Below are 22,702 nucleotides of genomic sequence, written 5' to 3' on the forward strand. Positions count from 1 at the left end.
CGTAGGCTTGTTCTCCCTCCTTCCTGTCTAAAAGAGTGCCTGCCATGACTGCCCAGACCAACCGTCAATTCCTGCTCGCCAAGCGCCCTTCAGGGGCCGCGAGCCGCGACGACTTTACCTTCCAGCAAGTGCCTGTCGGCGAAGTGGCGGCAGGTCAGGTTATGGTCGAGAACGAATACCTGTCGCTGGACCCGGCCATGCGCGGCTGGATGAACGAAGGCAAGTCCTACATTGCGCCCGTCAATCTGGGTGACGTGATGCGCGCGTTGGGTGTAGGCAAAGTCATCGCCTCACAGGTCCCTGAATTTGCCGTTGGTGATTACGTGCAGGGCGCACTGGGGGTGCAGGACTATTTTCTCGGTGAGCCCAAGGGCTTCTACAAAGTCGACCCGAAACTGGCACCACTGCCGCGTTATCTGTCCGCACTGGGCATGACCGGCATGACCGCTTATTTTGCCCTGCTGGACGTCGGCGCGCCGAAAGCCGGTGAGACTGTGGTGATTTCCGGGGCCGCAGGTGCAGTGGGCAGCGTTGCCGGGCAGATCGCCAAAATCAAAGGCTGCCGCGTAATCGGCATCGCCGGGGGCAAAGAAAAATGCCAGTCGCTGATTGATGAACTGGGTTTCGACGGCGCCATCGACTACAAGAATGAAGACGTCCACGCGGGCCTCAAACGTGAATGTCCGAAAGGCGTTGACGTGTATTTCGACAACGTCGGTGGCGATATCCTCGACGCCGTTCTTTCCCGCCTGGCGCCCAAAGCACGGGTGATCATCTGTGGCGCCATCAGCCAGTACAACAACAAGGAAGCGGTCAAAGGCCCGACCAACTACCTGTCATTGTTGGTGAACCGTGCGCGCATGGAAGGCTTCGTGGTCATGGACTACGCCCCCAAATTCGCCGCAGCCGGTCAGGAAATCGCCAGCTGGCTCGCTTCAGGCAAACTCAAAAGCAAGGAAGACATCGTCGAGGGTCTGGAGACTTTCCCCGAAACCCTGATGAAGCTGTTCAAGGGTGAAAACTTCGGGAAACTGGTGTTAAAGGTGTGATCGGAGGCGCCTGAACCGACGCCTCGCGAATAGCTTTTACGCCAACTCAGCCACGACCGCTGCCAGCGCTTTTGCCGGGTCGGCGGCCTGGCTGATGGGACGGCCGATGACCAGATAGTCGGAGCCGGCGTCCAGCGCCTGACGCGGTGTCAGGATGCGGCGTTGATCGTCCTGGGCGCTGCCTGCCGGACGAATGCCAGGGGTGACCAGTTTCAACGACGGATGGGCGGTCTTCAGGGCACGGGCTTCGAGTGCCGAGCACACCAGACCGTCCATACCGGCTTTTTCCGCCAACGCAGCCAGGCGCAGCACCTGCACCTGCGGTTCGACGTCCAGACCAATAGCCGCCAGATCTTCACGTTCCATGCTGGTCAGCACAGTGACCCCTATGAGCAACGGTTTTGGCCCGCTACGCTGATCAAGCACTTCACGGCAGGCTGCCATCATGCGCAAACCGCCGGAGCAATGGACATTGACCATCCACACGCCCATTTCCGCAGCGGCCTTTACCGCCATCGCCGTGGTGTTGGGGATGTCGTGGAATTTCAGGTCAAGAAACACCTCGAAGCCCTTGTTGCGCAGGGTTTCGACGATGTCCGACGCACAGCTGGTAAACAATTCCTTACCGACTTTGACCCGGCACAGCTTCGGGTCCAACTGATCGGCCAGTTTCAACGCGGCGTCGCGGTTAGGGAAATCCAGGGCGACGATGATAGGAGTCTGGCAGGCGGACATGAGTAGGCTCTCAGGCAAGTCGAAATCGGCGCGTATTGTAGCCGAACCGACCCATTTTCGGGACCCAGTGATCGATAATTGATCCAGATCGCGCGCCCAGCCCTGAACAAACAGCATGCCGCTAACAAACCGGGCACAGGGCGCCTAGAATTGAACCACTGGCAATATAGATTGCTCAAAGTGATATCACTTCAAGGAGAGCCCTATGCCCTGGTATGCCTGGTTAATTCTGATAGTTGCAATTGGCTCGATCGTTGGCGGTCTGTTGATGTTGCGCGATACCGCTACAAAGGTTGATTTGACCGATGAGCAACTCAAGCGCGTTCATGAACGCAACGCCGAGATGGATGCCAAAGACGCGAAGGACCGTTGACCCACGTGATTGTTTTCGCGGGTTTGCCTGCGAAAACAATGCGTCTCCTGTCTGATAGCGGGATTAGTGCGTTCCATACGCAGTCATCGAGTGATTGTTCTGTAGCGATGTGACCGCGATTCGATACGGCTGAAAAATCCTGAACATCTGCCCGTTATCACGAAGTTGCTGCAATAACTGGCTGAACTGCTCCCCCGTAATAGGTGCCTGCGGACGCAGCAAGGCGTAATGCCGATAAATCTGATCGACCCGCTCGGACACCAAAAACTGGCGGGCTTCATCATGATTACGCGCCATGAAATCGCTCAGGTACGAGCGCGTCACCAGAGCAATGTCAGCCCGTTCGCGCAGCACCATCAGCAAGTTGCTGTCATGGGAATACGTCAGCGTTGCGTTGTAGTGTTCGGCCAGGAATTTGGGTTCGGCATTGAAGTGGGCAAACGCATAGTGATAGCCACTGAACAAGGCCAGACGCTTGCCCTGCAAGTCATCGAAGTAGTTTTGTGTGCGCCCTTCTTCGCGCTTGGCGACGAAGATTTCAGCGTCTTCAAGGCCCATGTCGACATTGACGTGGGCAATATTCTTCCAGCCCCAATCCGGATTTTCGAAGATAGCCATGTCGAACCGGCCGTCCTGAAAATCACGAAAGCGACGTGGAATGGAGGTCGGCACGAGCAAAAACTGAAAGTCGCTTTGCGCCGCATTCAAGGCAATGACCAACTGCGGCAACAAACCGGTGTCTTCGCCTTTTTCGGGGTGAACAGTGTAAGGCGGAAAATGCGCCGCACCGATACGCACCAGCTGCACGGCACATGCCTCACTAGCCCATAACGTACTGATAGCCAAGAACAAAATTCGGTAAGCCGTCCGCAAAGGCAAAGACATCGACACAGCACACCTCAGGTAACCGGATGTGGATAAGCTATGCGTTTTCGGCCTGTTAGACAATATCAAAGTGATGTCAGTTCGAACGTGCCGGCAGGCTTCAACGTTATTTTAAAACCATGATCAGTGCTTCATCCGCCAACTGATCGAGGGTCATGCTGCCTTCAGCGCGAAACCAGGTCGTGGTCCACGACAAGGCGCCCGTTAGAAAACGCCGCGTGATAAATACATCGCCCTTGATATAGCCGGCCTCTTTTGCCTCTCCCAATACTTGCAGCCAGAGCTGCTCGTAGAGGTCGCGCAAGGCCAGTACGTGAACCTGTCCTTCTTCCGACAACGATCTCCATTCGTAGACCAGTACTGCCATGGCCTCGCCACTGCCACCCATAATCGATTGCAGCTCACAGCGAATCAGCGCTAGCACCCGCTCGCGCACAGTGTCCGCGTCGGCGAGCGCCGCGTGCATCAAAGCGGTGTTATAGCGGATGGTCTCTTCCATCACTGAGCGCAGGATTTCGTCCTTGCTTTTGAAGTGATGAAAGATACTTCCGGACTGAATGCCCACCGCGCCAGCCAAGTCCCGCACGGTGGTGCGTTCGTAGCCTTTGTTGCGAAACAGGTGAGCGGCCACCTGCAGTAGTTTGCCGCGAGCGCTGTCGGGATCGGTGATCTGCCCACCGTCCACCAACTCGCGCATCACCTTCAAAGCTTTTTGCTCGTCCACGGTGAGGTTCCTTTTGGAAGTTGGCATATGGCGCGCGCAATTTATGCCTGTGCGGCACACCAAGCAAGCGCTCGGGCGCCACGCAAAGCAATTATTTTAAACGAGGGCTTTCAAAACCAAGCGCTTGCTTGGTAGTCTCTGATGCACAGTCAATCGCCTACGAGGTCTGTCATGTCCAAAACCGTGCGCATCGGTTGCGCCAGCGCATTCTGGGGGGATACCTGCACGGCGGCCGCGCAACTGGTGGACGGCGGCGGACTGGACTATCTGGTGTTCGACTACCTGGCCGAGATCACCATGTCGCTGCTGGCCGGGGCCAGGATGAAAAATCCGGACGCGGGTTTCGCCACCGACTTCGTTGAAGTGCTCGCTCCACTGCTGCCAAAAATCGCTGAGCAGAAGATCAGGATCATCAGCAACGCGGGCGGGGTCAATCCCCTCGCCTGTGCCGCGGCCTTGCAAGCGGCCTGTCTGCACGCGGGGGTCAACCTGAAGATCGCTGTCCTGCTCGGCGATAATTTGCAGCCGCAGTTCAAGCACTTGAGCAGCGCGGGCGTTCACGAAATGTTCACTGGCGCGCCCCTGCCGCCGATGTGCGTGTCCATCAATGCGTATCTCGGTGCACCCGGCATTGTCGAAGCGCTGCGACTGGGCGCTGATATCGTCATCACCGGCAGAGTGGTCGACAGCGCAGTGGTCAGTGCAGCGCTGGTTCACGAGTTCGGCTGGTCCTGGCAAGATCACGACAAACTGGCCCAAGCCGCCCTCGCCGGCCACATCATCGAGTGCGGCGCACAGTGCACCGGCGGCAACTTCACTGATTGGCAGGACGTGCCAGACTACGAACATATCGGCTTTCCGATCATTGAAGTCAGGGCTGACAGCCACTTCATTGTCAGTAAACCTGCCGGCTCCGGGGGGTTGATCTCACCGTTGAGCGTCGGCGAACAGTTGCTCTACGAAATCGGCGACCCCCGGGCCTACCTGTTGCCTGATGTGGTATGCGACTTCACCCACGTCCGACTCAAGCAAGTAGGCGACAACCAGGTCAGCGTCGAGGGTGCTCGCGGCTTCGCGCCCAGCGGCCAATACAAGGTCAGCGCAACGTACCCGGACGGTTTCCGCTGCACTGCCAGTTGCCTGATCGCCGGAATCGACGCGGTAAAAAAAGCCGAGCGCGTCGGCCAGGCGATTATCAACAAAACCAAAGAGTTGTTCAGCCAGCGCGGCTGGCCACCCTACAGCGAAGTGAACATCGAACTGCTGGGCAGCGAAGCCACCTACGGCCCCCACGGCCAACGGCACGACACTCGCGAAGTGGTGATCAAACTGGCGGTGCGTCACCCCGAAAAACAAGCGTTGATCCTGTTCTCCCGCGAGATCGCACAGGCCGCCACAGGCATGGCGCCGGGGCTCACAGGCATCGTTGGCGGTCGGCCCACGGTCTATCCGGTCATTCGCCTGTTCTCATTCCTGATCGACAAGTCCGCCTGCCGCCTGGAAATCGACATCGACGGCCAGCGCAGTCTTTTCGAGCTGCCGCCCCAGCAGAGGTTCGACCCAAGCGCACTGCCCCTGGACCTGCAACCACCACAACCTCATGGGCGTGCCGATGCCAGTGTTCCCTTGGTGAAACTGGCGGTGGCGCGCTCCGGTGACAAAGGCAACCACAGTAATATCGGGGTCATGGCGCGACGCCCGGAGTTCCTGCCGTGGATCGCCGAAACCCTGAGCAGCGCAGTGGTCGTGGACTGGATGAGCCATGTCCTCGACCCGATTCATGGTCGGGTCGAGCGCTGGTATCTCCCCGGCAGCCACAGCCTGAATTTCCTCCTGGAAAACGCCCTCGGCGGTGGCGGAGTCGCCAGCCTGCGTATCGACCCACAGGGCAAAGCGTTCGCTCAGCAACTGCTGGAAATCCAGATCCCGGTGCCGCAAAGCATTGCCGATCAGGTCAATGGCCAGCAACGCCCGTAAACCGATCCGAACTCAAAATAAGAAGGGGTGATACATGGCATACGATTCGGTCTTCAGACCCGACTTGTTCCGCGGGCAGACTCATATCGTCACCGGTGGTGGCAGCGGTATCGGCCGTTGCGCCGCCCATGAGTTGGCAGCCCTTGGCGCCCATGTGGTGTTGGTCGGGCGCAAGCAGGCGAAACTCGAGCAGGTGAGCGCCGAGATCACCGAAGACGGAGGCCAGGTCAGTTGGCAGGTGTGCGACATCCGCGAAGAAGATCGGGTCAAGGCGCTGATCACTCAGGTGGTTGCCGAGCACGGGCCGATTCATGGGCTGGTCAACAACGCCGGCGGCCAATACCCCGCCCCACTGGCCTCGATCAATCAGAAGGGTTTCGAAACCGTGATGCGCACCAATCTGGTCGGTGGTTTCCTGATGGCGCGCGAGGTATTCAATCAATCCATGAGCCGGCACGGTGGCGCCATCGTCAACATGCTCGCCGACATGTGGGGCGGAATGCCCGGCATGGGCCATTCCGGTGCCGCCCGTTCAGGCATGGAAAACCTCACCAAAACCGCTGCGGTTGAATGGGCTTATGCAGGAGTCCGCGTCAACGCCGTGGCCCCAGGGTGGATAGCATCCAGCGGCATGGATACGTATGAAGGTGCGTTCAAGGCAGTAATTCCCACCTTGCGCGAGCATGTACCGCTCAAGCGCATTGGCACCGAATCCGAGGTCAGCGCGGCGATTGTTTTTTTGCTCAGCCCCGGGGCGGCGTTCATCAGCGGCAGCACCCTGCGCATTGATGGTGCCGCCAGCCTTGGCAGTCGCGCCTGGCCATTGCACAAGGCGCAGAACAGCGAGTCGTATAACGGCTTTCATCGCGCCTATCTGCCCGATGTCTTGAAGGACAAGGAGTAGCGCATGCCGATGATTGAATCGCAGCTCGATTGCCACAGCACGAGCTTTGCTCAGAACCGCGAGGCCATGCTGGCGAGTATCGCGCAGGTGCGACAACTTGAACGGGTGCTGTTGGACAAAGCCCTTGAAGCCAAGCCCAAGTTCGACAAGCGAGGCCAGCTGTTGCCCCGCGAACGCCTGAACCTGTTGCTTGATCCCGGCGCGCCGTTTCTCGAACTGGCTTCACTCGCTGGCTACAAACTGCATGACGACAAGGACGGCAGTCAGGCCGGTGGCGGGCTGATTGCCGGCATCGGCTATGTGTCCGGGGTGCGTGTGCTGGTGGTCGCCAATAACAGCGCTATCCGGGGGGGCACTATTTCCCCCAGCGGCCTGAAAAAATCCCTGCGCCTGCAACAGATCGCCATGGAAAACAAACTGCCGGTGGTGACCCTGGCCGAAAGCGGCGGCGCCAATCTCAACTATGCGGCGGAGATTTTCGTCGAGGGTGCGCGAGGGTTTGCCAATCAGGCGCGGATGTCGGCCATGGGCTTGCCGCAAATCACCGTGGTGCACGGCTCCTCCACGGCTGGCGGCGCTTATCAGCCAGGACTGTCGGATTACGTGGTGGTGGTGCGCGGCAAGGCCAAACTGTTTCTCGCCGGTCCGCCGTTGCTCAAGGCGGCGACCGGAGAAATTGCGACTGATGAAGAGCTGGGCGGTGCAGAGATGCACGCGCAAATTGCCGGCACCGCAGAGTACTTGGCGGAAAACGACGCCGATGGCCTGCGCATCGTGCGCGAAATCATCGCCCTGCTGCCGTGGAATGCCCAGTTGCCGATGCGTGCGCGTCCGGCTTATCAAGCACCGCGCTACCCCATTGACGAGCTGCTTGGGCTGATCCCCCACGACCCGAAAAAGCCCTATGACGTGCGTGAAATCATTGCCCGCCTGGCCGATGGTTCGGTATTCCTCGAATTCAAAGGCGAATACGACCAGCAAACCGTCTGCGGTCATTTGCAGATTGAAGGCCAGCCCTGCGGGTTTATCGGCAACAACGGGCCGATCACGCCCAAAGGCGCGAGCAAGGCCGCACAATTCATTCAGCTGTGCGACCAAAGCCAGACGCCGCTACTGTTCTTCCACAACACCACCGGTTTCATGGTTGGTACCGAGTCCGAACAACACGGCGTGATCAAGCATGGGGCGAAGATGATTCAGGCGGTGGCCAATGCCAGGGTGCCGAAACTGACCATCGTGGTCGGTGGTTCCTACGGCGCGGGCAACTACGCCATGTGCGGCCGAGGACTGGACCCGCGCTTCATCTTTGCCTGGCCCAACAGCCGAACCGCAGTGATGGGTGGCGCCCAGGCCGGCAAGGTGTTGCGCATCGTCACCGAGGCCAAACACATCAAAGCCGGACTCGACCCGGACCCGAAGATGCTCGACATGCTGGAACAGGTGACCGCACAGAAGCTCGACAGTCAGTCCGGGGCGCTGTACGGCACGGCCAGCCTGTGGGATGACGGCCTGATCGACCCTCGCGATACCCGAACCTTGCTCGGTTATCTGCTGGATATTTGTCAGGAAGCGGCGGTGAGACCGCTGCAACCGAATAGCTTCGGCGTGGCGCGATTTTGATGTTGAACCCGTAGGCGATTTCCAAAGGAGAACAATAAAAATGATCTTCACCCAGGAACACGAAGCACTGCGGCGCACCGTGCGTAATTTTGTCGACAAGGAGATCAATCCGCACGTCGATGAATGGGAAAAAGCGGGCCGTTTCCCGATCCATGAGCTGTTCAAGAAAGCCGGCGAACTGGGTCTATTGGGCATTTCCAAACCCGAACAGTTTGGTGGTATGGGCCTGGATTACAGCTACTCCATCGTCGCCGCCGAAGAGTTTGGCACCATCCACTGCGGCGGCATCCCGATGTCCATCGGCGTGCAGACCGACATGTGCACCCCTGCGCTGGCGCGCTTTGGCTCCGATGAGTTGCGCGAAGAATTCCTGCGCCCGGCCATCTCCGGCGAACAGGTCGGCTGTATTGGCGTATCCGAAGTCGGCGCTGGCTCCGATGTCGCAGGGCTCAAGACCAGCGCGAAGAAAGACGGCACCGACTACGTGATCAATGGGAGCAAAATGTGGATCACCAACGCTCCGAGCGCGGACTTCATTTGCTTGCTGGCCAACACTTCGGACGACAAAGCCCATGTAAACAAGTCACTGATCATGGTGCCTATGAACAGCCCCGGCATCAGCCTCAGCCCACACCTGGACAAGCTCGGCATGCGCAGCTCGGAAACCGCCCAGGTGTTTTTCGATAACGTACGCGTCCCCCAACGCAACCGCATCGGTCACGAAGGTGCAGGGTTCATGATGCAAATGCTGCAGTTCCAGGAAGAGCGTCTATTCGGTGCCGCCAACATGATCAAGGGCCTGGAATACTGCGTCGACAGCACCATCGAGTACTGTCGCGAGCGCAAAACGTTCGGCAACGCGCTGATCGACAATCAGGTGATCCACTTCCGCCTGGCCGAACTGCAAACCGAAATCGAATGCCTGCGAGCCCTGGTCTATCAGGCGACCGAGCAGTACGTGAAGGGCCGCGACGTGACCAAACTGGCATCGATGGCCAAACTCAAGGCCGGACGACTGGGCCGCGAAGTCAGCGACAGTTGCCTGCAATATTGGGGCGGCATGGGTTTCATGTGGGACAACCCTGTTTCTCGCGCTTATCGCGATGTGCGCCTGGTGTCGATTGGCGGCGGCGCCGACGAAATCATGCTCGGGATTATCTGCAAACTGATGAACATCCTGCCCGGTAAAAAAGCATGAGCCTGTTACCCGCGTGCCACACGCTGCTGCTGAACAGCCACGGTGGCGTGCTGCACATCACCCTTAATCGGCCCGAGAGCCGCAACGCCATGAGCCTGCAAATGGTCGGTGAACTGCGCGCCGTGCTGGCCGGGGTGCGTGAAGACCCGCAAGTGCGGGCGCTGGTGCTGTGCGGTGCCGGCGGGCATTTCTGCGCCGGTGGCGACATCAGGGACATGGCCAACGCCCGAGGCCAAGGCGCCGAGGCTTACAAGGCATTGAGTCGCGCATTTGGCGCGCTGCTGGAAGAAGCGGAAAAAGCCCCGCAGGTGGTGGTCGCGGTGCTGGAAGGCGCGGTGCTGGGTGGCGGCTTTGGCCTGGCCTGCGTCAGCGACGTCGCCATTGCCCATCATCAGGCGCAATTCGGTCTGCCAGAAACCAGCCTCGGCCTGATCCCGGCGCAAATCGCCCCGTTCGTGGTCAAGCGCATCGGCCTGACTCAGACCCGGCGCCTGGCGCTGACCGCCGCACGCTTTGATGGCGAAGAAGCCGGACGCCTGGGGCTGGTGCACTTTGTCGAGCGCGACGCGCACGCCATGGCCGAACGCTTGAGCGATGTGTTGGAGCAGGTCTTGCGCTGTGCACCCGGCGCGAATGCCACGACCAAAGCCTTGTTGCTGGCCACCGCGGATGTGCCGCTCGGCGCCCTGCTGGATCAGGCGGCCGAAGCGTTCAGCACTGCAATCGTCGGCACCGAAGGTGTAGAAGGCACGCTGGCTTTCGTGCAAAAACGCGAACCCGTATGGGCGAAAAGCAGCTTTTAGCCCCCAGAACAAAGGATGCCACGAATGCCAGCCTTCAACAAAATCCTCATCGCCAACCGCGGCGAAATTGCCTGCCGTGTTTTGCACACGGCACACCGTCTGGGCTATCGCACCGTGGCCGTGTTCAGCGAAGCGGATGCGCACGCACGCCACGTGCAGCTGGCGGACGAAGCAGTGTGCATCGGCCCGGCACAGGTGCAGCAGTCGTACCTGAACATCGAAGCGATCATCGACGCAGCCAGACGCACGGGCGCCGATGCAATTCATCCCGGTTATGGTTTTTTGTCAGAGAACGCTGATTTTGCCCTGGCCTGCGCAGCGGCGAGTCTGGTCTTCATCGGTCCCAGCGCGGAAGCGATCGAGCTGATGGGCAGCAAGCGCCTGTCCAAACTGGCGATGATCGAGGCCGGAGTGCCGTGTATCGCTGGCTATCAAGGCGCTGAGCAGGATGATGCCAGCCTCGGCCGCGAAGCTGAACGGATTGGCTACCCACTGATGATCAAAGCCAGCGCCGGTGGCGGTGGCCGGGGCATGCGCCTGGTGGAAAAGGCCCAACACCTGCTCGAACACCTGCGCACCGCACGGTCGGAAGCGCAAAACGCTTTCGGCTCCAGCGAACTGATTCTCGAGCAGGCGCTGATCAGACCGCGTCACGTGGAAATGCAGATCTTCGGCGACAGCCACGGCAATCTGGTTTACCTCGGCGAACGTGACTGCTCGGTGCAACGTCGGCATCAGAAGATCATCGAAGAAGCACCCTGCCCGATCATGACCCCGGAGCTGCGCGCCGCCATGGGCGCCGCAGCGTTACAGGCCGCCAGCGCAGTACATTACGTCGGCGCGGGCACCGTCGAGTTTCTGCTTGATCAGCGTGGGCGGTTCTACTTTCTGGAAATGAACACGCGCTTGCAGGTCGAACACCCGGTGACCGAAATGATCACCGGCCAAGATCTGGTCGCCTGGCAGATTCAAGTGGCGGCAGGCGATCCCTTACCGCTGCGTCAGGAGCAGATCCAACCCCTGGGTCACGCGATGGAAGTGCGGCTTTACGCCGAGGACCCGGCGCAGGGTTTCATGCCGCAGACCGGCCAGATCGTGCACTGGCAACCCGCGCTGTGTGACGGTGTACGTGTCGATCATGGGGTACTGGAAGGTCAGCACGTCAGCCCGTTCTATGACCCGATGCTGGGCAAAATCATCGCCCACGGCGCCACACGTGAAGAGGCCCGACGCAAGCTGTTGCGAGCCGTGGAAGATTGCGTACTGTTGGGCATCAACAGCAACCAGCAATTGCTGGCCTCTCTGCTGAAACACCCGCAGTTCGTCGCGGGCGCTGTCAGCACCGGTTTTATCGGCGATCACTTCACCGACGCTCCTTGCCTGCACCCTCATTCGCCCACCGCCATTGAACTGGCGATGGCTGCGGCCTTGTTTTATCTCGCCTCGGCCAAGACACATCCCGCCCAGCGTACAGGCTGGGGCAATAGCGCCACAGGCCCGTCACACTATCGATTGGGACATGGCGAACACACATTCGCCGTGGAGCTGAGTCCGAACGCTGAGCGCCTGGACGTGCTGGTGGCGGAAACGCTGATCAGCCTGCACGTGCTTGATACCGACGGCCGCCGGGCGAATGTCGAGGTCGAGGGTGTGTGTCGTCGGTATGCCTATCATCTGGACGCCGACGTGCTCTGGCTGCACAGCAACTCAGGCAATCTACACGTACTCGACCTGACCCACGCCCTTGTCAAAGGCCAGATCAACGTTCACTCAGGCACCCTGAAAGCGCCTATGGATGGCGCGATTGTCGATGTACTGGTCAGCGAAGGGGCGACCGTCAGCCGTGGCCAATTGTTGCTGGTGCTCGAAGCCATGAAGATGGAACACCCGCTCAAGGCCGGAATCGACGGGGTCATTCGTCGTCTGCACGTGATTCAAGGTGATCAGGTAAAAAACCGCCAGGTGTTGCTGGAGGTCGCGCCATTGGACGTAGCAGGCTGATTGTGTCTACGCTCAACTCACCTTAGCGCTGTTTGATCGGAGTTTGATATGCCGCACTGGCTGGTGATTGATCTGGAAGCCACAACAGAGGACGGCGGCTGGCCATTGGCCGAGATGGAGATCATTGAGATCGGCGTGAGCCTGGTCAATCAGGACGGCCGGGAGCTGGATCACTTCGAGCGCTTCGTGCGGCCTTTGCGCCGTCCGCAACTGACCCGCTTTTGCCGGGAGCTGACGCACATCAGCCAGGTCAATATCGACAATGCTGCGCCGTTGACCAGCGTCTGGCCGCAGTTCGAACGCTGGCTCAGCCATCACCTGCCACGCCTGGAAGGGTGGGCCAGTTGGGGTGAGTATGATCGCCGGCAACTGGAGCAGGAATGGCAGCAGCAACAACTGACCAGCGCCTTGAGCACCCTGCCCCACATCAACCTCAAACAACGTTTTATCGAGGCCCGCAAACTGCAACGTCCACTGGGCCTGAACGGCGCGTTACAACTGGCGGGCATGCAGTTCAACGGGCAACAGCACCGGGCGCTGGTCGACGCACGCAATACAGCGCGACTCCTGCCACTGATACTTCCGACGTGATGAGTAGCCTGCCAACATGACGCCTTTTTTAAAGCGGATGACGGCCTTTTATACGTTCGGCATACTGAGCGATCTTTTGTAACCCTTATCTTCGAGGAATCGCCCATGTTTAAAGTCAACGAATACTTCGACGGCACCGTAAAATCGATTGCGTTCCGTCAGGCGGAAGGCGATGCCACGATCGGCGTCATGGCGGCGGGCAAATACGAATTCGGTACCAGCAAGCGTGAAATCATGCACGTCATCTCCGGCGCCTTGAAAGTCAAACTGCCGGACAGCGACGTGTGGGAAACCTTCACGTCCGGCAGCCAGTTCAATGTACCGGCCAACAGCAAATTCAATCTGGAAGTGCTGGAAGACAGCGCTTATCTGTGTGAATACCGCTGAGTCACGCGTGATCGAGTGATGCTCCGCGTCACCTTTTCAAACCACCGCCTCCTGATGTGCATTGAACTGCAACGCTGCTAGCCGTGCATACAGCGGGCTGCTCGCGATCAGTTGGTGGTGGGTGCCGACCGCAATCAAACGCCCCTGATCGATCACCGCAATACGGTCGGCGTTTTGTACCGTGGCCAGGCGGTGGGCAATCACCAGCGTCGTGCGGCCTTTCATCAAACTCGGCAGGGCTTGCTGAATCAGGTGCTCGCTCTGAGCATCCAGCGCGCTGGTCGCCTCATCTAACAACAGAATCGGCGCATCGACCAACAACGCTCGGGCAATGGCCAGACGTTGACGCTGGCCGCCAGACAGCCCAAGCCCGCCATCGCCCAGATGGGTCTGATAGCCTTCGGGCATCTGCAAAATGAATTCATGAGCATGGGCGATCCTCGCGGCGGCCTGAACTTGCTCGTCAGTTGCGTCGGGATTGCCGTAGCGGATGTTCTCTTCGACACTGCCAAAAAACAGCGCGGGTGTTTGCGAAACCATGGCAAAACAGCGTCGCAAGTCCAGTGGATCAAGCTGGGTAATCGGCAACCCTTCGACCAGAATACGCCCCGTTTGCGGGTCGTAAAAACGCAGCAGCAGATCGAACAATGTCGACTTTCCCGCACCTGAAGGCCCCACCAGTGCCAGGGTTTCGCCCGGTTCGATGCTCAAGCTAAAACCATCGATAGCGTTACGCTCTGGCCGTGACGGGTACGCAAAACTTACGTCTTCGAGGGTCAGGCGCCCACTGACCCGCTCCGGCAGATGCAGCAGATCACTGACCGGCGGCTCGATCTCACTGGGCGCCTGCAGCAGCTCGGCAATCCGCTCAGCCGCACCCGCCGCGCGCTGCAACTCGCCAATGACTTCACTCAGGGTGCCAAAGGCGCTGCCAACGATCAGGCTATAGAAAACGAACGCTGCCAGCTCTCCCCCTGAAATACGCCCGGCAATCACGTCCATACCGCCCACCCACAGCATCACCCCCACGGCGCCCAATACCAGAACGATAACCAGGGTGATCAGCCATGAACGCTGCAAAATGCGTTTGCGGGCGGTGTCGAACGCCTCTTCCGCGGTCACCGCGAAACGTTGTTTGTCCTGCTGCTGATGGTTGTAGGCCTGCACGGTTTTGATCTGGCCCAACGCTTCTGCGACATAACTGCCGACATCGGCAATCCGGTCCTGGCTCAAGCGCGACAGGCTGCGCACCCGACGGCCGAAAATCAGAATCGGGGCAACCACCAGCGGCAGGGCCACGACCACGATGCTGGTGAGCTTGGGGTTGGTGAAAAACAACAAAACAATGCCGCCGATGACCATCAGCAGGTTGCGCAGGAACATCGATAACGACGAACCAATCACTGACTGCAATAACGTGGTGTCGGCGGTCAACCGCGACTGAATTTCCGAGCTACGGTTGTTTTCATAAAAACCTGGATGCAGGTTGATCAGGTGATTGAACACCTGCTTGCGGATATCGGCCACCACCCGTTCGCCAATCCATGACACCAGGTAAAACCGGGCAAAAGTGCCAACCGCGAGCCCCACCACCAGCAGCAGAAAGAACTCGATCGAACGGTTGAGCAACTGCGGCGACTGGGTCATGAACCCCTGATCCACCAACAGACGAATGCCTTGGCCCATGGACAAGGTGATGCCAGCAGTCACGATCAAGGCCAGCAAAGCGCCCAGTGACTGCCAGCTATACGGCGCGATAAAACGCACGGCCAGACGAATGGCATTGCGCTGGCGACTGGAAAACACTGAAACCATGGAGGTGACCTGCCTGCCGAAAAGACTTGAGTCAAAGAGCCTACACCTGCGGCGCGGGCGAATCCCTCGATAACGTTGCCTGCGCTGAAATGAACCAGGGCAGTGACGCCGGGTCAGCGTTGATATGTCGTCGTTCTATAAGGGTTAGACAGTTTTGATCTAACGCCATGCTGGCAGTTTTTAATCATTTCTGCTGGACTTGGGCTGCCGTTTGAATGCGCTGAAGGAATGTCACGGCGCGGTCATCAAGCGGGTTTACTTTGAAGCGCACAACCTGATGAGGAGACAGGCCATGAGCTTGCAAAACAGCACCAATCACGTACCGGTCGTTCGAGCTACCCCAACCTTGCCTGTCGGGGGCGCGATTCTTGATAAGGATGGACGCGAGATCCTGATCACCGAAGAGATGGTTCAGGTCGCGTGTCAAGAATGCGACAAACATTGGGTCAAACCCGTAAAACAAGATTGATGCTGCACAGTTTTTTTAAACCCGGCCTTGGTGCCGGGTTTTTTCTGCCTGCGATATCGATGTTTCCACAGGGTTTGTGATTTAAACCAATACCGCACCCAATGCCGTCACGACCCGCTGCAATTGCGGCGACTCACCCAGGATATTCACGGCCAGCCCTTCGATTTCACGACGAGCAGGGTAGTGTTTGCGTAACGCATCAAACGCCAGACGACGACTGTTTGTATCGCCAATCAGGCTGCGGCGAAAGTCTGCGTCGTCGCGGCGCAGGTCATAGACCCCACGGCACAGCATAGCCAGTGCCCAGGCTGGATCACTGTTGGCATTCAGGCTGACCTGCGCCAGCCAAGGTTTTGGCAACAAGCTGTCCAGGCTGATACGCGGTGTTTGCCCCAGGTATGCGCAAAACGCCTGATAGATCTGCGCCGTTCCGCGCTGCCTGCCATCAAGGCTGTAACCGGCGATGTGCGGCGTGGCCAGGACACACAAGTCAGCCAGCGCGACATCCACCTGCGGCTCGCCTTCCCAGACATCAAGCACCGCTTGCAGGTCTTCGCGCTCAAGCAACACCTCACGCAAGGCCGCGTTATCGACGACCGCACCCCGGCTGGCGTTGATCAACCAACTGCCGGGCTTGAGCTGCTGCAAACGCGAATGATCGAACAGATGCCAGGTCGGTTGATCACCCGCCTTGCTCAGCGGCGTGTGCAGGCTGATCACATCGCAGTGCTCGAGCACCTGTTCAAGGCTGACAAAGTCGCCGCCTTCTGCCGCCTGACGGGGCGGATCGCAGACCCGCACATTCCAGCCTAGCCCGCGCAACACCTTGACCAGTCGCCCGCCTACCTCACCGGCACCAACCACGCCATAGGTGCGCTGAGTCAGATCAACGCCTTCGATCTCCGCCAGGGTCAGCAAACTGCCCAGCACGTAGTCGACTACCCCACGCGCGTTGCAACCGGGGGCGCTGGACCATTGAATTCCGGCCTCCTGAAAGTAATCCAGATCCAGGTGATCGGTGCCGATGGTACACGTCCCGACGAAACGCACCGGGCTGCCCTCGAGCAGTGCCCGATCAACCTGGGTCACCGAGCGCACCAGCAATACGTCGGCATCCGCAACGGCGGCGCGGTCGAGCGAGCGTCCTGGCAGACGGCGGATGTCACCGTACTGGGCAAAAAAGGCATCGAGCAGCGGTATATTTTCGTCGGCAACAATTCGCATGATGAGCTCCTGAGGTCGGCGGCAGTGTAGGCGCTAGGCCCCTCACTAGGCCAGTCATGGTCTTGCACAACTTCGATTCCTGACTCTTGTGTCAAGAGTGTAGAATGGCCGGCTTTCTGCGTCAGCTTCTGGATTTATTGTGAACTCTGCAACAACACGCTCCCCCGCCTTGACCCGTCCGGCGAGGGTACGCCTGGAACTGCGCACGCTGCTGGCGTTGGCGCTACCGATCATGATCGGGCAGTTGGCCTACACCGCCATGGGCTTCGTCGATGCCGTGATGGCCGGCAGTGTCGGCCCGCGAGATCTGGCCGCCGTGGCCTTGGGCAACTCGATCTGGGTCCCGGTTTACCTGTTGATGACCGGGATCCTGTTGGCAACCACGCCCAAGGTTGCACAGCATCATGGTGCGGGTCATACCGCAGAAATCGGCGCGTTGGTGCGTCAGGCATTGTGGCTGGCGTTGGCGGTCGGACTGATCGCGTCGGCGTTATTGCTGAGCGCCGAACCGGTACTGCACCTGATGAAAGTCGACCCGGTGTTGATCGAACCCTGCATGCAATACCTGCGAGGGATTGCCAGCGGTCTGCCCGCTACAGCACTGTTCTACGTGCTTCGCTGCTTCAGCGACGGCCTGGGCCGAACCCGACCAAGCATGGTGCTCGGCCTGTGCGGTCTGGCACTGAATATTCCGCTGAATTACATCTTCATCTATGGTCATTTCGGCATGCCAGCCTTGGGCGGTGTCGGTTGTGGCTGGGCCACGGCCATTGTGATGTGGGCCATTTTACTGGGCATGACCGGCTGGGTGCGGCGCGCAGTGGTATACAAAGCCAGCGAAGTGTTCAGCCGTTTCGAGTGGCCGCAATGGGCCGCGATCAAGCGCCTGGTCGATATCGGCCTGCCCATTGGCATCGCCGTGTTCGCGGAGTCGAGCATTTTTGCAGTGATTGCACTGCTGATCGGCAGCCTCGGTTCCAACGTGGTGGCAGGGCATCAAATCGCCCTGAACTTCAGCTCGCTGGTGTTCATGATCCCCTTCTCGCTGGGCATGGCCGTGACCGTGCGCGTCGGCCAGGCATTAGGGCGTAACCAGCCTCGGGAAGCGCGCTTCACGGCCGGGGTCGGGATGGCGACAGCCTTGGCCTATGCGTGCTTTTCGGCCAGCTTGATGATGCTCTCGCGTGAGTACATCGCGACGATCTATACGGCCGACCCGGTGGTGATCAAGATGGCTGCGTCGCTGATTGTGTTTGCTGCTTTGTTCCAGTTTTCGGACGCAATCCAAGTCACCGCCGCGGGTGCCCTGCGTGGTTATCAAGACACTCGCGTGACGATGATCCTGACCTTGTTCGCGTACTGGGGGATTGGTCTGCCCGTGGGTTATGCCTTGGGCCTGACCGACCTGCTCGGTGCCGCCAGTGGCCCAGCCGGCCTGTGGCAAGGGCTGATCGTCGGCCTGACCTGCGCAGCACTGATGCTCTCGATCCGCCTGACCGGCAGCGCGCGCAAGCGGATTCGGATCAGTTCAAACGCTTGAAAGCCGGCCGAATTTGTAATCGCAGGCGGTTACACATCAATCGAGCTTTTTGCGAATCCAGTACAGGTAAGTGCCGCCGTCTGCCTGTTGCTCGACCAGTTCATGCCCGAGAAACACGCAAAACTTGGGGATATCGCGACGGGTCGATGGATCCGTGGCGATGACTTTGAGCAAACCACCCGCCTGCAGGTCCCGAACCTTTTGGTGCAACATCATCACCGGTTCCGGGCAATTAAGGCCGCTGGCGTCGAGGATAGCGTCAACCGGCAAGGTATCGATGGGTTCAGACATAAAACACTCCAAAAACAGGCGGCCATTGTCGCTCAATTCATTTGATTCAGCCAAACCCTGTGGAAACCCACAGGGCTAATTCAACGCCGCTTGCCATCCAGACGCCGCAGATGGCACGTCACTTCTTCACGGTCGTGGTACAGCTGCTTGCAGCCGATTTCGACCCTGATGCCCCGCGCCTCGAAGCCTTCTTCAATGCGCAGCAGCAAGCGCCGCACTTCGGCATAACGCTGCTTCATCGGCAACTTCAAATTAACCACCGCCTCGCGACACAAGCCTTCGCCCAGCCAGGTCTCCAGCAACGCAGCGTTGCGCGCAGGCTTCTCGACAATATCGCAGACCATCCAGTCCACCGGATGACGCGGTTTGAAGGTAAAACCGTCCGCCATCAAATGCTGCACGAGCCCGGTGTCCATCAAGCTTTCGGCCATGGGACCGTTGTCGATGGCCGTTACCAGCATGCCGCGCCGGACCAATTGATAGGTCCAGCCACCCGGTGCGGCCCCCAGATCGACGGCGGTCATCTCGCCAGACAAGCGCTCATCCCACTGATCGCGGGGGATGAAGTGGTGCCAGGCTTCTTCCAGTTTCAAGGTCGAACGGCTAGGCGACTCCCGGGGGAACTTCAGGCGCGGAATACCCATGGGCCACATCGCCGAGTTGTCCGCGTCGGCCATCCCGAGAAATACTTCGCGTCCACTTTTGAAGGTCAGCAGCAGTCGCGGTTTATTCGCGTCTTCCACCAGCTTGCCGGCTTGGGTCAACGCCTTGCGCAAAGGTGCTTCGAATTTGCGACAGAAGTTCGACAACTCTTTGCCATCATTGGTATCGACCACCTCCAGCCACAGACTGCCACAGGTCGGGAAGTTCGCGAGCTGAGCCAGAATCACGCTGATGCGGTCGGTTTCCGGCAAATCGAGAAAAACGCCACGCGCCCATTGCCGGGGAAAGATCAACTGAGCGAAGCGCTGCCCTTTCATCAAGCGCTCGGCGCCATCGTCTTCGGTACAGACGAACTCGGCACAGGCGGCGTTGGTTTTGGCTTTGGCGTAACCCGCCACGTTCAGACGGGCAGCGTGCTCGGCGATCTCGGAACAGACTTCACCTTCGAAGCCTGGCCGGCAGTGCATAAACAGGGTGTTCATTCAATTCTCCTGGGCAGCGGCGAGACATTCAGCCACTGCGCGGCGCTCGGGGTCAGCCCCAACGCTTAAAACCGGCGCATGATAGCGGAATCAGGAACCACTGGCTCCGCTCTGCGGTCCAGTAATACTCATGTCATTAGCCAGAACCACCAATCAGAGCTAGTTTTAGATTCTGCTCGATTCCCTGGTCCGTACCGTGCGGACTCGTAAAGGAGTTATTTCATGCCCTCCCTCGATAGCCTGAAAAGCCTCAAAACACTAGAAGTCGACACTAAGACCTACCACTATTTCAGCTTGCCGGAAGCCGCTAAATCTCTCGGCGACCTGAGCAAGCTGCCGATGTCGCTCAAGGTGCTGCTGGAAAACCTGCTGCGCTGGGAAGACAACAAGACTGTCACCGGCGCCGACCTCAAGGCCATGGCTGCCTGGCTCACCGCGCGACGCTCGGATCGCGAGATTCAATACCGCCCGGCGCGGGTGCTGATGCAAGACTTTACCGGCGTGCCAGCAGTGGTCGATCTGGCCGCGATGCGCGCGGCCGTCGCCAAGGCCGGTGGAGACCCTCAGCGCATCAACCCGCTGTCCCCGGTGGACCTGGTGATTGACCACTCGGTAATGGTCGACAAATTCGGCGATGCCAGCGCTTTTGGCCAGAACGTCGACATCGAAATGCAGCGCAACGGCGAGCGTTATGCCTTTCTACGGTGGGGCCAGAACGCGTTCGACAACTTCAGCGTGGTGCCGCCGGGCACCGGAATCTGTCACCAGGTCAACTTGGAATACCTCGGGCGCACGGTCTGGACCAAGGATGAAGATGGCCGCACCTACGCCTTCCCCGACACCTTGGTTGGGACCGACTCCCACACCACCATGATCAACGGCCTCGGCATACTTGGCTGGGGCGTCGGCGGGATCGAGGCGGAGGCCGCGATGCTCGGCCAACCGGTGTCGATGCTGATTCCTGAAGTGATCGGCTTCAAGCTGATCGGCAAGCTCAAAGAAGGCATCACCGCCACCGATCTGGTGCTGACCGTCACCCAAATGCTGCGTAAAAAAGGTGTAGTCGGTAAGTTCGTCGAGTTTTATGGCGACGGACTGGCGGACCTGCCATTGGCTGACCGCGCCACCATCGCCAACATGGCCCCGGAATATGGCGCCACCTGCGGCTTCTTCCCCGTAGACGATGTAACCCTGGATTACTTGCGCCTGTCCGGCCGCCCGACCGAGACCGTGAAACTGGTGGAGGCCTACAGCAAAGCGCAAGGCTTGTGGCGCCTGGCCGGTCAAGAACCGGTATTCACCGACAGCCTGGAATTGGATATGGGCAGCGTCGAAGCCAGTCTCGCCGGGCCGAAGCGTCCACAGGACCGAGTCTCACTGCCGAATGTTGCTCAAGCATTCACCGATTTCCTCGGCCTGCAAATCAAACCCAACGGCAAGGAAGAAGGCCGCCTGGAAAGCGAGGGCGGCGGCGGTGTTGCCGTTGGCAGCGCGGACCTGATCGGTGAAGCGGACTACGAACACGAAGGTCAGACCTATCGGCTAAAAAATGGCGCAGTGGTAATCGCCGCGATTACCTCCTGCACCAATACATCCAACCCCAGCGTGATGATGGCTGCCGGGCTGGTGGCGAAAAAAGCGGTAGAAAAAGGACTGACCTGCAAGCCTTGGGTCAAGACCTCGCTGGCACCCGGCTCGAAAGTGGTCACCGACTACTACAAGGCCGCAGGTCTGAACCAGTACCTCGATAAACTGGGCTTTGATCTGGTCGGTTATGGTTGCACCACCTGTATCGGTAACTCCGGGCCACTGCGCGAGCCTATCGAGAAAGCCATTCAACAGTCAGACCTGACCGTCGCGTCAGTCCTGTCCGGCAACCGCAACTTCGAGGGCCGTGTGCATCCGCTAGTAAAAACCAACTGGCTGGCCTCCCCGCCGCTGGTAGTGGCTTACGCCTTGGCCGGCACCGTACGTATCGATATCAGCAGCGAGCCGCTGGGCAACGGCTCGGATGGCAAGCCGGTTTACTTGCGCGATATCTGGCCCAGCCAGAAGGAAATCGCCAAGGCGGTGGAAAACGTCAACACCAGCATGTTTCACAAAGAATATGCCGAGGTATTCGCCGGTGACGCGCAATGGCAAGCCATTGCAGTACCGCAGGCAGCAACGTATGTCTGGCAGTCTGACTCCACCTACATCAAGCACCCGCCTTTTTTTGACGATATCGACGGCCCTCCGCCCGTGGTCGAGGATGTAGCTGGCGCACGCATCCTGGCGCTACTCGGCGACTCGGTGACCACCGACCACATCTCCCCCGCAGGCAATATCAAGGCCGATAGCCCCGCAGGCCACTACTTGAGCGAAAAAGGCGTAGAGCCAAGGGACTACAACTCCTACGGCTCTCGTCGCGGCAACCATGAAGTCATGATGCGCGGCACCTTCGCCAACATCCGCATCCGCAACGAAATGCTCGGAGGCGAAGAAGGAGGCAACACCCTCTATGTGCCGACCGGCGAAAAACTGTCGATTTACGATGCAGCCATGCGTTATCAAGCCGACGGCACGCCGCTGGTGGTGATCGCAGGGCAAGAATATGGCACGGGCTCAAGCCGTGACTGGGCGGCCAAAGGCACCAACCTGTTGGGGGTCAAAGCCGTGATTGCCGAAAGCTTCGAGCGGATTCACCGCTCCAATCTGGTGGGCATGGGCGTATTGCCGCTGCAGTTCAAGAACGGTCAGAGCCGCAAAACGATGAAGCTGACCGGCAACGAAAAAATCGACATCACTGGCCTGACCAAGACCGAACTGCAACCGGGAATGAGTTTGAAACTGAACATCACCCGTAACGACGGCAGCCAGGAAACCCTCGACGTGCTTTGCCGGATCGACACGCTGAATGAGGTTGAATACTTCAAGGCTGGAGGGATTTTGCACTACGTGCTGCGCCAGCTGATTGCTTCGTAGCTGAACA

20 protein-coding genes are annotated in these 22,702 nt (G+C 59.2%); 13 read left to right on the top strand and 7 right to left on the bottom strand.

Translation table 11 applies throughout. From position 1 onward, the window contains the following. The first annotated feature begins 44 nt into the window (after positions 1–44). Complete coding sequence (locus RHM55_RS04920; RefSeq protein WP_322179854.1) at positions 45–1,049, top strand: NADP-dependent oxidoreductase; 1,005 nt, start codon at positions 45–47, stop codon at positions 1,047–1,049. A gap of 36 nt (positions 1,050–1,085) precedes the next feature. On the opposite strand, the gene pyrF is transcribed toward RHM55_RS04920, so the two are convergent. Further along, positions 1,086–1,784, bottom strand: coding sequence for an orotidine-5'-phosphate decarboxylase (gene pyrF, locus RHM55_RS04925; RefSeq protein ID WP_322179855.1), 699 nt, complete (start codon positions 1,782–1,784; stop codon positions 1,086–1,088). Between the two features lie 205 nt (positions 1,785–1,989). Between pyrF and RHM55_RS04930 the strand changes: the two genes are divergently transcribed. Beyond that, the gene (locus RHM55_RS04930; protein ID WP_219060556.1) at positions 1,990–2,157 is read left to right on the top strand and encodes a DUF2897 family protein; all 168 of its coding nucleotides are present in this window, start codon (positions 1,990–1,992) and stop codon (positions 2,155–2,157) included. Positions 2,158–2,220: 63 nt separating this feature from the next. Here the strand turns inward: RHM55_RS04930 and RHM55_RS04935 are convergent, their stop codons facing one another. Both RHM55_RS04935 and RHM55_RS04940 read right to left on the bottom strand, forming a co-directional pair. Next, positions 2,221–3,042 (bottom strand): substrate-binding periplasmic protein, encoded by an 822-nt coding sequence (locus RHM55_RS04935; protein ID WP_322179856.1) that lies wholly within the window; start codon positions 3,040–3,042, stop codon positions 2,221–2,223. Between the two features lie 106 nt (positions 3,043–3,148). Then, a complete protein-coding gene (locus RHM55_RS04940; protein ID WP_322179857.1) occupies positions 3,149–3,766 on the bottom strand; it encodes a TetR/AcrR family transcriptional regulator in 618 nt (205 codons plus the stop codon). A gap of 171 nt (positions 3,767–3,937) precedes the next feature. Between RHM55_RS04940 and RHM55_RS04945 the strand changes: the two genes are divergently transcribed. From RHM55_RS04945 to RHM55_RS04980, 8 genes are all read left to right on the top strand, one after another. After that, on the top strand, positions 3,938–5,743 hold the full coding sequence (locus RHM55_RS04945) for an acyclic terpene utilization AtuA family protein (protein ID WP_322179859.1): 1,806 nt from the start codon (positions 3,938–3,940) through the stop codon (positions 5,741–5,743). Positions 5,744–5,777: 34 nt separating this feature from the next. Further along, on the top strand, positions 5,778–6,647 hold the full coding sequence (locus RHM55_RS04950) for an SDR family oxidoreductase (RefSeq protein ID WP_322179860.1): 870 nt from the start codon (positions 5,778–5,780) through the stop codon (positions 6,645–6,647). Positions 6,648–6,650: 3 nt separating this feature from the next. After that, entirely contained in the window at positions 6,651–8,267 is a 1,617-nt protein-coding gene (gene atuC, locus RHM55_RS04955) for a geranyl-CoA carboxylase subunit beta (protein WP_322179861.1), read from the top strand. Positions 8,268–8,307: 40 nt separating this feature from the next. Continuing rightward, entirely contained in the window at positions 8,308–9,465 is a 1,158-nt protein-coding gene (gene atuD, locus RHM55_RS04960) for a citronellyl-CoA dehydrogenase (protein WP_322179862.1), read from the top strand. Next, positions 9,462–10,268 carry an enoyl-CoA hydratase/isomerase family protein gene (locus tag RHM55_RS04965; RefSeq protein WP_322179863.1) on the top strand — a complete coding sequence of 269 codons (807 nt, stop codon included), beginning with the start codon at positions 9,462–9,464 and terminating at the stop codon, positions 10,266–10,268. Before atuD ends, RHM55_RS04965 begins: the two co-directional genes overlap by 4 nt. A 24-nt stretch (positions 10,269–10,292) precedes the next feature. Further along, positions 10,293–12,269, top strand: a complete 1,977-nt coding sequence (locus RHM55_RS04970; protein ID WP_322179864.1) for an acetyl/propionyl/methylcrotonyl-CoA carboxylase subunit alpha — start codon at positions 10,293–10,295, stop codon at positions 12,267–12,269. A 48-nt stretch (positions 12,270–12,317) separates the two neighbouring features. After that, positions 12,318–12,860, top strand: a complete 543-nt coding sequence (locus RHM55_RS04975; protein ID WP_219060547.1) for an exonuclease domain-containing protein — start codon at positions 12,318–12,320, stop codon at positions 12,858–12,860. 105 nt (positions 12,861–12,965) lie between these two features. After that, on the top strand, positions 12,966–13,247 hold the full coding sequence (locus RHM55_RS04980) for a pyrimidine/purine nucleoside phosphorylase (RefSeq protein ID WP_219060546.1): 282 nt from the start codon (positions 12,966–12,968) through the stop codon (positions 13,245–13,247). A gap of 36 nt (positions 13,248–13,283) precedes the next feature. On the opposite strand, the gene RHM55_RS04985 is transcribed toward RHM55_RS04980, so the two are convergent. Then, positions 13,284–15,062, bottom strand: a complete 1,779-nt coding sequence (locus tag RHM55_RS04985) for an ABC transporter transmembrane domain-containing protein (protein ID WP_322179865.1) — start codon at positions 15,060–15,062, stop codon at positions 13,284–13,286. A 292-nt stretch (positions 15,063–15,354) separates the two neighbouring features. Here RHM55_RS04985 and RHM55_RS04990 point away from each other — a divergent pair, with 292 nt between their 5' ends. Continuing rightward, the gene (locus RHM55_RS04990) at positions 15,355–15,531 is read left to right on the top strand and encodes a PA1571 family protein (protein WP_219060544.1); all 177 of its coding nucleotides are present in this window, start codon (positions 15,355–15,357) and stop codon (positions 15,529–15,531) included. 81 nt (positions 15,532–15,612) lie between these two features. Here the strand turns inward: RHM55_RS04990 and pdxB are convergent, their stop codons facing one another. Then, the gene (gene pdxB, locus RHM55_RS04995; RefSeq protein WP_322179866.1) at positions 15,613–16,755 is read right to left on the bottom strand and encodes a 4-phosphoerythronate dehydrogenase PdxB; all 1,143 of its coding nucleotides are present in this window, start codon (positions 16,753–16,755) and stop codon (positions 15,613–15,615) included. Positions 16,756–16,894: 139 nt separating this feature from the next. Between pdxB and RHM55_RS05000 the strand changes: the two genes are divergently transcribed. Continuing rightward, the gene (locus tag RHM55_RS05000; protein WP_322179867.1) at positions 16,895–18,295 is read left to right on the top strand and encodes an MATE family efflux transporter; all 1,401 of its coding nucleotides are present in this window, start codon (positions 16,895–16,897) and stop codon (positions 18,293–18,295) included. A gap of 36 nt (positions 18,296–18,331) precedes the next feature. On the opposite strand, the gene tusA is transcribed toward RHM55_RS05000, so the two are convergent. Beyond that, entirely contained in the window at positions 18,332–18,586 is a 255-nt protein-coding gene (tusA, locus tag RHM55_RS05005; protein ID WP_219060542.1) for a sulfurtransferase TusA, read from the bottom strand. An 80-nt stretch (positions 18,587–18,666) separates the two neighbouring features. Beyond that, a complete protein-coding gene (rlmM, locus tag RHM55_RS05010) occupies positions 18,667–19,731 on the bottom strand; it encodes a 23S rRNA (cytidine(2498)-2'-O)-methyltransferase RlmM (RefSeq protein WP_322179868.1) in 1,065 nt (354 codons plus the stop codon). A 222-nt stretch (positions 19,732–19,953) separates the two neighbouring features. On the opposite strand from rlmM, the gene acnA reads away from it, so the two are divergent. Then, positions 19,954–22,695: an aconitate hydratase AcnA gene (gene acnA / locus RHM55_RS05015; protein ID WP_322179869.1), complete on the top strand. Its 2,742-nt coding sequence runs from the start codon at positions 19,954–19,956 to the stop codon at positions 22,693–22,695. Positions 22,696–22,702 lie beyond the last annotated feature (7 nt).

The sequence above is a fragment of the Pseudomonas sp. MH9.2 genome, assembly GCF_034353875.1.
In the GTDB taxonomy this organism is placed as follows: Bacteria; Pseudomonadota; Gammaproteobacteria; order Pseudomonadales; family Pseudomonadaceae; genus Aquipseudomonas.